Annotated in this window: 16 protein-coding genes; 2 read left to right on the top strand and 14 right to left on the bottom strand. The window is 32.9% G+C overall.

What is annotated here, in order from left to right; all coding sequences use genetic code 11:
- Nucleotides 1–6 precede the first annotated feature (6 nt).
- The gene (gene taw2, locus HNP90_RS08500; protein WP_012068101.1) at nucleotides 7–768 is read left to right on the top strand and encodes a tRNA(Phe) (4-demethylwyosine(37)-C(7)) aminocarboxypropyltransferase Taw2; all 762 of its coding nucleotides are present in this window, start codon (nucleotides 7–9) and stop codon (nucleotides 766–768) included.
- Nucleotides 769–780: 12 nt separating this feature from the next.
- Here the strand turns inward: taw2 and HNP90_RS08495 are convergent, their stop codons facing one another.
- The 12 genes from HNP90_RS08495 to HNP90_RS08440 form a co-directional block, all read right to left on the bottom strand.
- Complete coding sequence (locus tag HNP90_RS08495) at nucleotides 781–1215, bottom strand: carboxymuconolactone decarboxylase family protein (RefSeq protein WP_012068102.1); 435 nt, start codon at nucleotides 1213–1215, stop codon at nucleotides 781–783.
- A 95-nt stretch (nucleotides 1216–1310) separates the two neighbouring features.
- Nucleotides 1311–1601, bottom strand: a complete 291-nt coding sequence (locus HNP90_RS08490; protein ID WP_012068103.1) for a hypothetical protein — start codon at nucleotides 1599–1601, stop codon at nucleotides 1311–1313.
- Nucleotides 1602–1746: 145 nt separating this feature from the next.
- Nucleotides 1747–2229, bottom strand: a complete 483-nt coding sequence (locus HNP90_RS08485) for a DUF2124 family protein (protein WP_012068104.1) — start codon at nucleotides 2227–2229, stop codon at nucleotides 1747–1749.
- A gap of 65 nt (nucleotides 2230–2294) precedes the next feature.
- Nucleotides 2295–3203 (bottom strand): tyramine--L-glutamate ligase, encoded by a 909-nt coding sequence (gene mfnD / locus HNP90_RS08480; protein ID WP_012068105.1) that lies wholly within the window; start codon nucleotides 3201–3203, stop codon nucleotides 2295–2297.
- 18 nt (nucleotides 3204–3221) lie between these two features.
- Nucleotides 3222–4145: a hypothetical protein gene (locus tag HNP90_RS08475; protein ID WP_012068106.1), complete on the bottom strand. Its 924-nt coding sequence runs from the start codon at nucleotides 4143–4145 to the stop codon at nucleotides 3222–3224.
- 36 nt (nucleotides 4146–4181) lie between these two features.
- Nucleotides 4182–5831 (bottom strand): AMP-binding protein, encoded by a 1650-nt coding sequence (locus HNP90_RS08470; RefSeq protein WP_012068107.1) that lies wholly within the window; start codon nucleotides 5829–5831, stop codon nucleotides 4182–4184.
- 21 nt (nucleotides 5832–5852) lie between these two features.
- On the bottom strand, nucleotides 5853–6260 hold the full coding sequence (locus HNP90_RS08465; protein WP_011868798.1) for an acyl-CoA thioesterase: 408 nt from the start codon (nucleotides 6258–6260) through the stop codon (nucleotides 5853–5855).
- Nucleotides 6261–6281: 21 nt separating this feature from the next.
- Complete coding sequence (locus HNP90_RS08460) at nucleotides 6282–6860, bottom strand: helix-turn-helix domain-containing protein (protein ID WP_012068108.1); 579 nt, start codon at nucleotides 6858–6860, stop codon at nucleotides 6282–6284.
- A gap of 146 nt (nucleotides 6861–7006) precedes the next feature.
- The gene (locus HNP90_RS08455) at nucleotides 7007–8593 is read right to left on the bottom strand and encodes an S-layer protein (protein WP_048060471.1); all 1587 of its coding nucleotides are present in this window, start codon (nucleotides 8591–8593) and stop codon (nucleotides 7007–7009) included.
- A 71-nt stretch (nucleotides 8594–8664) separates the two neighbouring features.
- The gene (locus HNP90_RS08450) at nucleotides 8665–9165 is read right to left on the bottom strand and encodes a cupin domain-containing protein (RefSeq protein WP_012068110.1); all 501 of its coding nucleotides are present in this window, start codon (nucleotides 9163–9165) and stop codon (nucleotides 8665–8667) included.
- A 4-nt stretch (nucleotides 9166–9169) separates the two neighbouring features.
- Nucleotides 9170–10066: a GTP 3',8-cyclase MoaA gene (gene moaA, locus HNP90_RS08445; protein WP_012068111.1), complete on the bottom strand. Its 897-nt coding sequence runs from the start codon at nucleotides 10064–10066 to the stop codon at nucleotides 9170–9172.
- 129 nt (nucleotides 10067–10195) lie between these two features.
- Complete coding sequence (locus HNP90_RS08440) at nucleotides 10196–10873, bottom strand: peptidylprolyl isomerase (RefSeq protein WP_048060472.1); 678 nt, start codon at nucleotides 10871–10873, stop codon at nucleotides 10196–10198.
- A gap of 109 nt (nucleotides 10874–10982) precedes the next feature.
- On the opposite strand from HNP90_RS08440, the gene HNP90_RS08435 reads away from it, so the two are divergent.
- On the top strand, nucleotides 10983–11627 hold the full coding sequence (locus HNP90_RS08435; RefSeq protein ID WP_012068113.1) for a molybdenum cofactor guanylyltransferase: 645 nt from the start codon (nucleotides 10983–10985) through the stop codon (nucleotides 11625–11627).
- Between the two features lie 107 nt (nucleotides 11628–11734).
- Here HNP90_RS08435 and HNP90_RS08430 read toward each other — a convergent pair whose 3' ends face one another.
- Both HNP90_RS08430 and HNP90_RS08425 read right to left on the bottom strand, forming a co-directional pair.
- Nucleotides 11735–13498 (bottom strand): radical SAM protein, encoded by a 1764-nt coding sequence (locus HNP90_RS08430; protein ID WP_012068114.1) that lies wholly within the window; start codon nucleotides 13496–13498, stop codon nucleotides 11735–11737.
- Complete coding sequence (locus HNP90_RS08425; protein WP_012068115.1) at nucleotides 13498–14154, bottom strand: class I SAM-dependent methyltransferase; 657 nt, start codon at nucleotides 14152–14154, stop codon at nucleotides 13498–13500. The genes HNP90_RS08430 and HNP90_RS08425 overlap by 1 nt, the downstream gene beginning before the upstream one ends.
- Nucleotides 14155–15019: the final 865 nt, after the last annotated feature.

Here is a 15019-nt window from a genome sequence, read left to right as displayed (position 1 = left end):
AATAGTATGGAATTTAAAACACCAAAATATCAAAAAATAGGCGACATTTTAATCGTTAAAAAGAATTTAAACGATATTGAAATCGATTACTTGGTAAATAAGACAAAATGTAAAACTATTGTAAAATACAATACTTATATCACGGGAGACTTGAGAACTCCAAAAATAAAATTGATCTACGGAAATGAAACAGAAACGATACACAAAGAACACGGATGTTTTTTTAAAATCGATGTATCAAAAGTAATGTGGAGCATGGGAAATTTAGAAGAGCGAAAACGAATAAGTATTCTTTCAAACAGCAATGAAACTGTTGTTGACATGTTTGCAGGAATTGGGTACTTTACAATTCCTATCGCAAAATATTCAAATCCTAAAATGATTTATGCTCTTGAATTAAACCCTGATTCCTATTATTACCTTTCTGAAAATATAAAATTAAATAAACTCGAAAATGTAACTCCAATTTGGGGCGACAATAGGGACTTTCCACTAAAAAACATTGCAAACAGGATTTCGATGGGCTATGTTTTAAAAACCCACAAATTTTTGGATAAAGCTTTTGAAATACTTCATGAAGATGGTGGGATAATCCACTACCACGAAACAGTTCATGAAAATATACTGGACGCTCGCCCGATTGAGCGTTTAAAATATCATGCAGAGAAAAACGGCTATAAAATGGATGAATATAAAATTAATAAAATAAAGAAGTATTCTCCCGGAGTTTGGCATATCGTAGTTGATGCAAAATTTTCAAAAATTTAAAAAAGTAAAAACTTATTTTATTCCAGAAATATTGCATTCTGGACAGCTGATGCTGTTTTCATTGTATTTTAGCGTATTGTTTACTTTTTGGATTGCACGGGTTGACTTTGAAAGAACTGCTGCATTTGAGAGCGATCCTGCAATCAAAACAGCAGTCATGATTTGTTCTTCAGTAATTCCCATTTTTTTCGCAGCTTCGATATGAAATTCGATGCAGTGGTCACACCCTAGAGCAGAAACAACTGCAATAGAAATTAATTCAGCAGTTTTTGGGTCAATATGTTTGTAATCATCAACAACAGCTTCATCGTAGTTGATTTTTGATTCCAAAAGCTTTAGATTGTTTTTCATTTTTTCAATAATGTATGGGATTTTCCCATATCTTTTTTTAACAATTTCCATTAATTCAGATAATTTTTCATCAGAAAATGATTCGTTTTCATCCATAGTTACACCGTAATCTTTTAAAAACTAATAAAATTGTATAATGTATTTTTCCGTTAAATAGGAATCGAAAATAATTTAAAAACAAAAAAGAGCATTTAAATAAACTTCATCACCATTTCAATCATCATTTCCTTAAAAGATTCCGAATATTGAAATGCTAAAGCCGCTACGATAATGAGCATTCCTGGAAAGAGGTAGTATGTTATTATTTTGTCATGTAATATTCTAATTTTTTGATTTTTTGATCTCAATTTCTTTTGCAAGCTTTCTACAATTTCCCGTCTTTCAGATGTGGTTCTATTTCTATCGATCATTATCCTTGAAACTTCTTCTTTTATCTGGTATGCTTCATCTTTTAATTCTAAATATTCTGTAAGTGCCCCCATAATTACCCCAAAATATAATTTTAATTTCAACGTATAATTATCTTTTTTCAATAATATATACACATTGCGGGAATATTTAAAAAAAGAACAGTTTTGTTGGGGCAATTTACTAAAAAAGGTTATATCGGCGATAAATATTTTAAATCTATTTTTTCCATAAATTTACGGGATCCAATGTTCCATCAATTATTAGATCAAAATCAATTTTTCTTAACCATCCGGCTTCTTTAATCACATCACAAATGCTTATTCCAATAATTTTTTTAGGATTCAAACGTTTTATTACATTATTTATTTCATCAGGCGTAGCTTTTGAATGTTTCGTTGCAATTCCACCCATAATAACTAAAATATCAGGATTTATCAGATTTTTTTTATTTTCAAGTCCAAAAAAACGGTATCCAATATCGGTAAGTTCATATTCTACAGAATTTTCAATTTCTCCATCAGGAACGAAATATTGATTTTCAACAGTATTTCTAATCGAATATCCAAAAAGCTGGGCCATTGAAAAGCAAACCCCTTTTGAACCGATATAAACTACTTTTTTAGCGTTTTTAGATTCAACTTCGGATTTAAATTCTTCAACAAAAAATGAAAGACATTTTCCAGATTTTACGAAGTCCATGGTTTATCCCTCGTAGCAATATCTGTATTTTAAAATAGTTAAATTTTTAGAATTTAAAATAAATCTTATAAAAATTCAAATCCTGACTCATTTCTTTTAAATTTTAAACCAGGTTCAACTTCAAAATTTATCTCTTTTTTGAGTACATTATCGATCAAAAGCTTTCCAACGGATGGTTTTGATTTAATTCCACAAATAGAAGTTGTAATTCTCGGATTTACCTCTAAAATCGATATTTCTTCCCTATCAATCATGAAATCTACTCCAACGTAACCGTTAATTCCATCGATTTGTTCAAGAGTTTTTTTACATTCTAAAATTGCCTTTTCTTTTAACGGATGGTCAATATTTATTTCCCCACCGCAGTATCTTTCTTCAATATACTGTTTGTTCATGCAGAGCGGATAGAATTTTTTATTTTTCGCAATAAAAATAATGGAATAAGGTTCTCCTTCAATAAACTCCTGAACAATGTAGTTTTCATCAAACATATCGTGAGTGCTGTCACAGCCGAGCCTGTTTTTTACAACGTATCTCTTTAGGGGAAACGTTTTTGGAGTATTTACGACATTTTTAATCGCCTCATATGTTAAAAATTTATCTCCTGCAATTTTTACGCCCAATTTTTCACAGCCTAAATTTAAACAGCCGCTTTCTTCGATAAGTTCGGTTAAGTCGTATAATATCATATCTTCTTCAGGAGCAATTACAAGTGCAAAATTTGAATCCTTTAAACACCCTTTAACTGAATTTATGTAATTATCAGATACTGTTACCTCTAAATTTTCTATTTTGGCATATTCTGGATATTTTTTAACTATTTTTTCACAAATTACGGTTTTAACAGTATAATTTTCATCTAAAAATTGATTTAGCAATATATCAAACATTAATTTTCCTTCAGCAAGGAGTTCATCGGGAACGAGTCCTGTCCCAACCGTAAATTCAAAAAGAAATATTTTTTTGCCATTCAAGTTTTCACTCTTTAAAATTTATTTTAAATATTTCATAATTTCTTCTGCACCTTCAGTAGGTTCTACGAGACCGCTGTAGACTTCTGAAACGATCTGTTTCACTTTGAATGTTTTCGTTATTTTGTTTCTTTTGCAGGATTGTATGAACAGTGGGCAATCTAAACTTCTGCCCTTATGTATCAATGAGTTCAACTTAACTGGAAACATTTTTAAGAAATTTATTATGTGAATTCCATTTATTAATTCATAATCTTTGTTAAAATGGTTGAAAATTATTATTTCAAAGTTTTTATCTTCTGCATAAGTTATCATTTCAGAAATTAATGTATTACAAACGATTTCACAGGGGTTTTTTGATATGGCGTCAATAATCTGCTTATTATTTAATAAATAGGGACTTAAAATTTCGTAATTTATATTTTTGTCGTTCAAAACTTGTTCAATCCTGTTCCTGTTTTTATGGGGTAGCATCGCAGTTCCAAGGTCGAACGTTATGCAAAACGGGTTAAAATATTTTTTTATAAAATCAATTGATGAAAGATCGTTTTCACACTGTATAACTACTAAAGCATCTTTTTTAGAAGATATGTCTAATCCATTCTTTTTCAACTGGAAAACTGAATTTTCAATGGTTTCAAGTTCCTTTTTTCTATCGATATAACTTTCTACGCGAATAATCAAATTTTCTTTGAAATTATCATTTAATTTTTCTCTTAATTTTCCGATTACCCATCCACCAGGCCCGATTAATAGCGATTTGTCAGTTCTTGTAGGCGTATAAAACATTAAAATTAGATTATCTTTATTTTCGGCATCAATTTTAAATTCAAAATCCGAAATTGTAATTTCTGACTTATTGAGGCCAATTTTTAATCTTATTTTTTCAACTATTCTGTAAATTTCGGATAAAAATTCTTCTTTTGATTTATCGATATACTGCATAATTTTACCATAAATCTAAAAATTATAAAAAAGGTATTATAATATTTCATTCTCTTTTTTTAAGAGTTCAACTGCAAGTTCAGTTAATTTAAACTTCTGTATTTTTCCGCTTGCAGTCATAGGGAATTCTTTTACTACAAATACATGTTTTGGAACTTTATACCTTGCAATTTTATCAAGTGCAAAGTCTCTAACGTCTTCTTCTCTAATGTCATAACCTTCTTTAGGGATTACAAATGCACCAACAATTTCTCCGTATTTTTCATCAGGAATTCCAATTACTTGTGCATCATTAATTCCGGGCATGGTGTATAAAAATTCTTCAATTTCTCGCGGGTAGATATTTTCCCCACCACGTATAATCATTTCTTTGATACGGCCCACAATTGAATAGTATCCTTCTTCATCTACCGTAGCTAAATCACCACTGTGGAGCCAGCCATCTTCATCGATTACTTCTTTAGTCTTTTCAGGCATTTTATAGTATCCTTTCATGACATTGTAGCCTTTACAGCATATTTCCCCAATTTCTCCAGGGCCTAATGTTTCGCCAGTTTCAGGGTCTACAAGTTTTACTTCACATTCGGGTAATTTCCTTCCAACAGTTTTTACTCTTTTTTCTAACGAGTCATCAATACTGGTTTGGGTAAATCCTGGGGATCCTTCTGTTAGACCGTATACACTCGTTATTCCAGTCATATACATGTCTTTAACCACTTTTTTCATGACTTCTATTGGTGGTGTGGATCCTGCCATAATTCCAGTACGAAGACTTGAAAGATCAAACATTTCAAACATCGGGTGGCTGTATTCTGCAATAAACATGGTTGGTACCCCATAAAGGGCAGTACACTTTTCTTTTTGAACTGCTGCAAGAACCAAAAGCGGGTCAAAAAGCTCCACCATTACCATTGTTCCCCCGTGGGTTAAAATTGCCATAACCGCAAGAACAATACCAAAACAATGGAAAAGCGGTACAGTGATACATAAACGGTCTTCTTCAGTAAATTTCTGCCTATCGCCAATGTAAAACCCGTTATTCAAGATGTTTTTATGTGTTAACATAACTCCTTTTGGAAAGCCTGTAGTTCCTGAAGTGTACTGCATGTTGATTACATCATCACAATTTAACTCTTTTTTAATCCTTAAGAGTTCGTCATCAGGGTTGTGTTTTCCAAGAAGCATTAATTCGTTCGTGTTGTACATTCCACGGTGTTTTTCCTGTCCAACGTAAATTACGCTTTTTAGGAATGGAAACTCCGAACTGTTTAAACAGCCTCTCTGGCATGTTTTTAATTCTGGAACGAGTTCATACAAAATATCGATATAATTTGTATCCCTAAATCCGTCAATAATTGCAAGAGCTTTCATGTCTGACTGTTTAAGGACATACGCAAGTTCGTGGCTTTTGTATGCAGTGTTTACGGTAACCAAAACTGCTCCGATTTTTGCAGTAGCAAACATGAATGTGAGCCAGTCTGGAACGTTTTTAGCCCATATTCCAACATGGTCTCCTTTGGTTATACCAATTTCAAGAAGACCTTTTGCGAGCATATTTACTCTATCGTCAAATTCTTTATATGTTAATCTAAGATTTCTATCTGGATATACCATGAATTCTCTTTCAGGGTCTTTTCGAACCTGCTTTTCAAAGAGTGCTCCAATAGTATCGTTTGTAAAAAGCATAATGTACCTCTAATTGTGGTATTAATCGATTCCTTCGATAAAGTGTTCTTTTAACTTTTCTTTAATGGAATCCGGTATTGGAACTGACTTTTGATTTATAAAATCATAGTGAACAGCAACTGCTTTTCCTTTTACTGCCAATTTGCCGTTTTGCCATGCTTCCTGGTACATTGTAAATGATGAGTTTCCAATTTTTGAGATATATGATCTAATTTCAACATCCATTCCAAGATACATCTGGCCTACGAAGTCAAATTCCGTTCTTACCATTATCAAATTCCATTTTTCGTAGCTTAAATCAAAGTCTGGTACAAATATTTCGAATAATGGATTTCTGGCCTGTTCAAACCAAATTGCAGGTACGATGTTGTTTACATGTTTTAATCCATCAACATCGCCAAATCGGGGGGTTACGGTTGTTTTAAACATTATTATCACGATTTATAAGGATTAAAATGGTGAGTATATTACTGCAAGAATTTTTGCAACATCTTTTCCAAATGCATGCAAGTCATGTGGAACGATTGAATCGTAGTATATGCTGTCTCCTTGTTTAAGAAGGTATTTTTCTTTTCCGTACAATACTTCAATTTCTCCACCCATTACATAGATGAATTCTTCTCCTTCATGTGAAGAGAGCTTATATTCTTCAGATTCAATTGGATAAACGTCTATTATGAATGGTTCCATATGCCTGTCCTGTTTTTCACTGGCAAGTGCGTAAAAATCCAATTTACTGTCTTTACTTCCATCAATTTTTCCTGAAAATCTGACAATACTTTCTGAGCTTCCAGATTTGGTTACTACAGGGCCGCTCTGAGGAGCATCGTCTAAAAATGTACCGAGTCTAACGCCAAGGGCTCTTGCAATTTTAAAAAGAGGGGTTAATGACGGAACTAAATCTCCATTTTCCAAGCTTTCGATAAGATTTACACTGCTGTTACTTGCTTTTGCAAGTTCTTCGATGGACATATTCTGTCTTTCTCGTGTCTGTTTAATTTTAATACCGACGTGGTTTTTTTCAGCCATTTTTATCCTCTAATTTCCAGTTTTTTAAGAAGTATAGGTATTACGGCCATACTTTTCACTATGAATATGGTTTTAAGTTTTAAAAAATTATCTGTTGAACACGATATTTCGAACAAATTTGAAAAAAGAAATAATTTAAAATGACATTAAATGAGATTTATGATGGATAGTACTGCACTTTCTGTACTGTATCTATCTCCTCCTGCAACTACAAGGACGTCGTTTCCATTTGCAGCACCTTCGACCAATATTGCGGTTGCCGGGCTTTCATTGTCAATATTGATTTTTCCATCATTTTGCAACTCTTCTGTCAGTTTGTTTGCAACAGGGCCACCAATGAGGATTAAATTTTTATCCGCTTCATCAAGTTCGATTTCAATATCGAGAATCACTTCCGGAACTTTTCCGGATTGTGTAATGACGGTTCCACCAGTAGATCCGGTAGTTACTGTTCTTTCAGCTTTATATTGGGCAATCATTTTATCAAGATCGTCTTCATCGTCAAATACTAACTTTACGTAATCTGCAATTTCAAGCTTGTCCCCATCCTTTATTCTTTCAACGTCACTTCCAGTGTACACAAGAGCAATTCCAACTGCACTGTCTTCATAAGTTTTTAAAAAGTCAATAGTTCCGCCGTTATTGTTAACAGTTCTTACTTCCCAGTCATCAATGTATTCTTCCCCAAGTTCTAATTCAAGTATGGATTTACATATCGTGATATCTGCATAACCAGTATCTGCTGCACTATTTAACCATACATCATGAACTGTAACTCCAATACCGCCAGCAATAAATGAAAATGATTTATCTGAACTTAAAATCTCAGTATGTTCTTTAATTATTTTACCATTTCTTAATACTGAAATTTGAACGCTATATTTATCTTCGCTTTCTAAAATTTCACCCAAAACTACTTGATACTCCCCCAAACTTATGTATTCGTTCTGTTCAATAGTTCCATCGTATGAAGGGGTTCCAAGGTAGATTATACCCTCATTTTCATCAATTTTTACAATACGGTATCTGTCACCTAAAAATGGAATTTCATAACCTTCTTTTAGTTCTTTTGATAATTTAAATGCCGAAACCTGATTTGGATAAATTATTGATGCGTAAACCATGTCTTTTCCAATATCAAACGTTTGAGAATTTACATTTTTGTTTGAATCAATAATTCTTGTAAATATTATTTCTGTAGCATCATCATCAGATTCAAAATGATTTTCTGGATCCATATCATCCAATTCAAGTAAATATCCAAATTCTCCAAGCGATTTTGTCTGATCTGCTTCTGAAAATCCAGAATATGAAAAAGAATTTCCTTCATCATTGTTAAAATAGTTAGAATAACTATCATCGGCTGCAGTAACTAAAATCCAGGATTTTTCGGTACCGGTACTATCTAATTTGTCAGTCCCATCCAGTAAATTAATACTTTCAGATTTCCCAATAATTTGGTATTCTACGGTAGATTCCTCTTCAATAACTATTTCAGAGTAAGTAAGAGTTCCAATTTTTGCAGAGATTTGATTTGCTGAAGTTACATCCAGTGCAGCAGAATTTTCTCCAACTACGATATAAACGTCGGGGTTTCCGTTCTTTACCAAATCATCATCTAAAAAGTCATTTACATTCCCGTATTTTTCGAGGGCATAAACTGCCATAAAGGACGTAGATAATAGTGTACTTCCAAATAGGATACATCCTATTTTTTTTAGAACCGATTTCAAACTTTCACCCATTCGCCTAGTTAAGAATATTTTTTATCTGAATGATAGATACTACTGTAATCTTATTAAAATTAATCAGAGAATTTTTTAATTAAATTAACATGCTCAGAATATTTTTTTAATAGTTCATCTTTTGAAGCAAGTCTGAAATCTTCAAAATCAAAACCCGGGGATACAGTACATCCAACAATTACAAAAGAATTTTTTTCAACAACTTCTGCAGCAAAACATGAATTTTTAGGGATAATCACCTGAAAATTTTCACTTTTTTCGAGATTGGGCCCTAATTTTTTTAAAGAATAATTTCCAAGATCATCAATAATATGAATAATCGCAGGACTTCCAAAATAGTAATGCCATATTTCATCAGATTTTAAACGATGGAATTTTGAAACATCATTTCCATTTAAAAGATAATATATCGAAGTAGAATAGAACCGGTCTGAATTGTATCGTTCTGGCAACTTATCTTTTGAAATTACTTCGTCAGATTGATATATCCGTTTATAAAAGCCCCCTTCAGGATGTTTTTCTAAACCAAGCTTTTTAATGAAATATTCTGCAGTTTTCATTATTTCACTGAGCTTTACAGAAAGGTTCTCTTTCTTCGATACATTTTATGAAGTATTTTCTAATATCTTCTCCATTTCTAAGCGGATTTGCGACATCCACTAAATTATCGTCTCTTAAAAGACAAGGTTTTAAATAACCATCGTAAGTAAGTCTTATTCTTGTACAGTGTCCGCAAAATTCGGTATTGTCCATTGGCCGAACAAATTCAACTTCTAATCCATCAACAATATATTTTTTCCGATTTTGCATGAATTTTCTCGTAAATACCTGATCTGCTTTTTTCCCAATTTCTTCTTCAATTGGAACGACATCTATGTGGTGATGTTTTAACTCCTCTTCCATTGGAATAAATTCAATTACCTGAAGTATTGCACCAATTTTTCTGCAGTAATCCATGATAGCTGGAAGTTGGTTTATTGTACAGTCCATTGCCAAAAAATTAACTTTCAATGGTGTTAAACCGACTTCGATAGCTTTTTCAATTCCTTTTTTTACGCTTTCAATGTTTCCGCCAGCAGTAATTTGTTTGTACTGTTCAGGATCTAGCGTATCTAAACTCACGTTTACTCTATCAAGTCCGGCATCTTTTAATTTTTGTGCATATTTTTCAAGCAATATCCCATTTGTAGTTAGTGAAATATCTTTAATCTGGTCATCTTTAATATTTTCAATAATTTCTGGTAAATCAGTTCTTAAAAGTGGTTCTCCACCAGAAATCTTAATTTTTCTAACTCCAAATTCTAATGAAGATTTTACAATTTTTCCAATTTCATCAGCACTCATTAATTTGCCGTGCTCCTCATTTCTACCTTCTTTATGGCAGTAAAAGCATTTTAAATTACATTTTGGAGTTATCGAAAGTCTAAAAGAACGGATTTCTCTTCCATATCGGTCTTCCATGGTTATCACAGTGTGCAATAGGGGTTAAGGGGTAGTGTTTACACTAACTATGTATCATGTAATTTAAAAAAGTTACTATTTAAAATGACCCGAATAAAACGTGAAAAAGAGAAGATTATTTAATTTTAATTATTCTGTTTTTTTAACGAAGTTGTCAATGAATGAAACTTTTTTAGCTTCTAATCTTTTGATTAATTCGTTTGCAATTCCCATTTTAACCATTTGGAGGTTTTGCATGAATGCCGTGTTTTCAGGGAGGTCCAATGTTACGTTTTCGCCGTCAATGGTTATTTTTAAGTTTTCTTCTGAAATTCTTGGAATGAATAATTTTGCAACTTCTAAAGCAATAGCTTCAGGAGCTTCTACAAGTTCTTCGATTTTTAATTTGTATTTTAAAGCTTTTCCTGCAAGTTCGTGGTTGAAGTCAACCAATATTCTTCCACCGTTTGCGCTAACAACTTTTCCGATTTTGTTGTCTATGTTTACAGGCATTCCTGGGATTGGGTTTACGTTGTGTTTTTTGAATTCTTTCATTGGAACGATTTTTACTTGTGAAGGGTCTCTTTTACCAAAAGCTTCTTCAGCAGCTAAATCAAGTTCTCTTTCTTCTCCAACGTTCATTTCCATTATAGCGTTGTCGAGTCCAGGGATTAACATTTTTTCGCCAGCGGATACGGTAACTGTACCGTAAACCATGTTTGGATTGAAAATTCCTTGTTCTTTAGCTGTTTCTTCGTTTGTTGTATCAAACAAGTTTTCTTCAACATATCCGTCGTATGAAATTTTTACGAGTTTTCCTTTTTCCATTATTTCACCATTTGTTTCAATAAATCCAATCGCAACGATTATCACAACAAGTATAAATAAAAGAGTATATAAATCTTGTCAAAATCATGTTTTAAAAATCGGGACACTTATGATATCAGCGATTATATTATCTGGCGGAAAAGCAGAACGTATGGGTGGCGAAAAATCCTTTAGAAAGTCTGGCAATAAATATTTGATAGAAAATATTGCGGATATGCTATTGGATATGGAGATTCCATTTGTTACAGTATTTAGAAACCCTAGATTTATGGAAAAATCTGAAAGCGAAATTGAAAAACAGCTTTATTATTATAAAAAGTACCATCAAACGATTACTTGGGATTTTGTCCCAGAAATGGGTCCATTGATTGGAATGCTTTCTGGAATGTTAAATACTACTTCACAGTGGGTTTTTTTGGTTCCATGTGACATGCCGTTTATTACCGAAGAATCTATCGTAAACATACTTGACTGCATAAAAGAAGCAGAATTAAATGGGAATGATTGTATAGTTCCAAAACATAAAAATGGGTTCATTGAGCCACTTTTTTCACTATATCACATTTCATCCGTAAATGTACTTGGAACAATCGTCGAAGAAATGCTTGAAAAGAATAGATCATTTCCTATAAGGCGTTTGATAGATGAATTGAATCCATTGTACGTGGATGCTGAAAAAATCGATGAATCATGCAATATATTTATAAACCTAAATACATTGGCAGAACTTGAAAATGCATGCTTTGATAGATGAATTTTTTAATAATTTACCGTACTGTCTTTTTTAGTTGTATTTATTGTTTTAAATTGACTTTAATATTTGGTTTAAACAGCGTTATTTAAAAAAAAGATAATTTGGAATTATATTTCTTTTGGGGTAGTTAATGCCGGTCTTGAAAAGTCACGGTTTGTAACAACGTTCTCTGCATCAATGCCATAAAAACGTTTATAGAACTCTTTTTGTTCAGTTTCCAAGTCGAAAGAGAATATTTCTGGATGAATGGCGTTTGCAAGGAACATGAATCCGAGTATCCACCTGGGACTTCCAAAATCCCACCCTGCAGGCACATTAAATATATTTCCCATCTGAACGGCTTTATTATCTATTCCGTGCCTGCTACAGTATTGAATATAGTCAGAAGCCGGTGAAGAGAGAAATCCTGATATAAACATTATATCAGGGCCGAGTTCATTTATTTCATTTACCGAGATATTAACACCAGGTTTACCTTTGCGTGTAAGACTTTTATTAACGCAAATGCCTCCAACAGATTCTACAAGATTGGTTTCGAATCGCTCGGCATTCAAAGCAAATAATGGATAACCCATTGAATAGTAAACAGAAGGACGTGATTTTACCAGTTTGCTACCTTCAGATATCTTATCAACACGCTCTTGAATGAATGTGATAAGTTCACTACCTTCTTTTTCCCGCCCAGTTCGCATAGCGAGATCGTTGATAAGTCCGATCCAAGAATTGATCTGTTGAATACGGTCATGCAACCCTCGAATGAAGTCTTCTTTAATGATATCCCCAAGAATCTCTCCAAGTTCTTCATTATCCCGGATTCCGAGTGTGATCAGAATGGCATGGGCCATTTCAATAGCACGTGTAGTCCGGTATCCTCCAAGCATACCGTATTCAGTAAACTGTTCACTATTGATGGGCCCTTTTACTGGCGCCAGCCATCCACAGGAACACTTACCGTTTTCGCAAGAATCAGTTGTGCGGCATCCCATAGGCCCGTAGAATTCACGTTTAATGATTTCATTCCCACAGATTGGGCAGGCAGTTGTTAAATATTCAGTTCCTGGTGAATTAAAAAGGTAGACGTAGTTTAGAATGGAGCGTAACTGGCCTACAATTTGTTCGGATTTATTTATGGTGGGTTCTAGTTCAGGTTTTGCTTCTCCAAAAGGTACAAAACGCATCACCTGTAATGGTATATCTTTTGAAACAGATGCCACTTCCTTTGCGGCTTTTAATATCTCTTCATCATTGCCATTTATATACATTGCAGAGGTTTCCACGTGTATTCCTGCTTCGTGAAGCATGCGAATATTTCGAAACACGGGAGCTGCAGATTTTGCACCGCATTCTTTATAACGTGCATCTGATGAACCTTTCAAGCCAATATTGACAAAATCAAGATATGGGATTATTGTGGTGAGGGCTTTTTCAGTGAAATAACCGTTTGTTGAACATCCAACCCAAAGATTAGCCGATTTCGTTTCTTTTGCCAGGGCTAAAAATGTATAATATGATGCAGCAGGATCATTAAGACAAAAAACAATACCTTGGCATTCTTCAGTTTTTGCACGATGTACGATATCTGCGGCTGAAGCTTTAGTGAGGGCACCAGCTAATGCATCAACATTTGAAGTTAAAGTTTCTGAGATACATCCTTGACACTTAAAGTTACATCCAACAGTGTTCACCTGTAAAAATTTATTTTTTGGTGCAAAATGAACCATGGGCATCGTTTCAATTGTAATGGGGAGTACTGTAAGGTAAGATTCAGGAAACCTCTCGATTATCTTACTGTTTTGATTTGTATACATATTACATCGACCGTAACGCCCTTCTGGGATATCACACCCGATTTCACATACTGTACATTTCATTAGATCTCCCCTCGACCGGTTTTTGAGATTATAATCCAGAATCCTTCGTCTTCAAGGATAATTTCGTAAGATTGAATACCTATTTCATCAAGCACATTTTGGAACCGTTCAACGTTCTCTTGGGATATGTTTTTTCGGTTGAATTCTTTCCAATCTGGGTTTTTGCGTATCATCTCGGCTGAAATTGAATCACGCAATTCTTTGTTGCCAAATCCTCCACCAATGTAAGTTTTTCCACCTGGCTTGAGAATTCGATAAATTTCTCTAAATGATGTGGCAATATCATTCCAAAAGAATACTGAACCTCTGCTAACGATTAAATCCGCATAATCGTTATCAATTGGGATATTGTGTACATCCCCTTGAACAATTTGGATTCGATCGTTTAGGTTAGCATCTTCAATATTTTTCGAGGCTATTTCGTTCATGTGTTTAGAAAAGTCCAAAGCTATTATCGAAAGATCGGTCTGCTTTGCTAACGCAATTGATAGCGCTCCGGGACCACTTCCAATGTCTACGCAGGTGCCGTTGGTTATTTTAAAACGGTTAATAATATTTTCTGCGATCACAGGGTATATTGGTGCAAATAGTGTTTTTGAAATCTCATCCATGTTATTGGCACCTTTTTTGTCGAATTTTTTCCTGTTTTCAGACATGATTGGCCTCCGATTAGTTTTAGTATTTATGAAAATCACAATTTTGACTATTTTAAATAATATCCCTTTAAAATTAAATAATATATAACAGTTACTTTTTTTTATAAACTGCAATCTAATTAGATTACCATTAAATATTAAATTTATTTTTGAATGAATATGATGTTGAAAATTGTAAAAAAGATGGGCGTATTTTTAGTGATTTTTTTAAGTTGATGATCACAGGTTAAATTTTAAAAAAGTTTTACGAAGTAATGTAGAATAAGTATATTGAATTCAAAAGTATGTGAGATAATTATTCTGGGCAGTAAATTAATTTTAAATCTTAAAAATGTATATTTTGATCTGTAAATTTTTTTAATGGTTGTAAATTTAACTCAATTAATTTTTTTGAACTCACTTTTTGAATATTTAAAATAAATACCCATTGAAAATATAGATGGCTATTATTAACGTTTATTTGGGGAAAAGAATAAATATAAACCAAAAAGAAGAGTAATATGTCGATAAAGGGGTGGTGTCCCTGGTCGATAGAGAGTGTAGCTTAAACCAACGATAACATCATTTACCAAATATAATTTAAAGTCCATAGTAATACACTAAAATCCCCCTAATAAACTACTAACTAAAAATTAGAAATTCTCCCCAAAACTTTTTTTATAAATTATTTTTTAACAAATCAAAAAAAGCTAGTTCTCACAATTAACAAAAATTAAAATTTAAAACATAAAAAATAGTATAATTATTTACTTAATTATTTATTTTCTCTTTTTTCTCTTTTCATTCTTCTAATTCTTTTTTTGTAGTGTTTCCATCTCATTTGTCCTTTCTTTTTCCATCTTCTTGAGCTTCTTTTTATAGTCTC

It is taken from the genome of Methanococcus maripaludis, from assembly GCF_013760955.1.
GTDB classification, from domain to species: Archaea; AGJL01; Methanococci; order Methanococcales; family Methanococcaceae; genus Methanococcus; species Methanococcus maripaludis_A.
The sequence above is the reverse complement of the archived record's forward strand: the minus strand, read 5'-3'. Positions and strand labels throughout refer to the sequence as shown.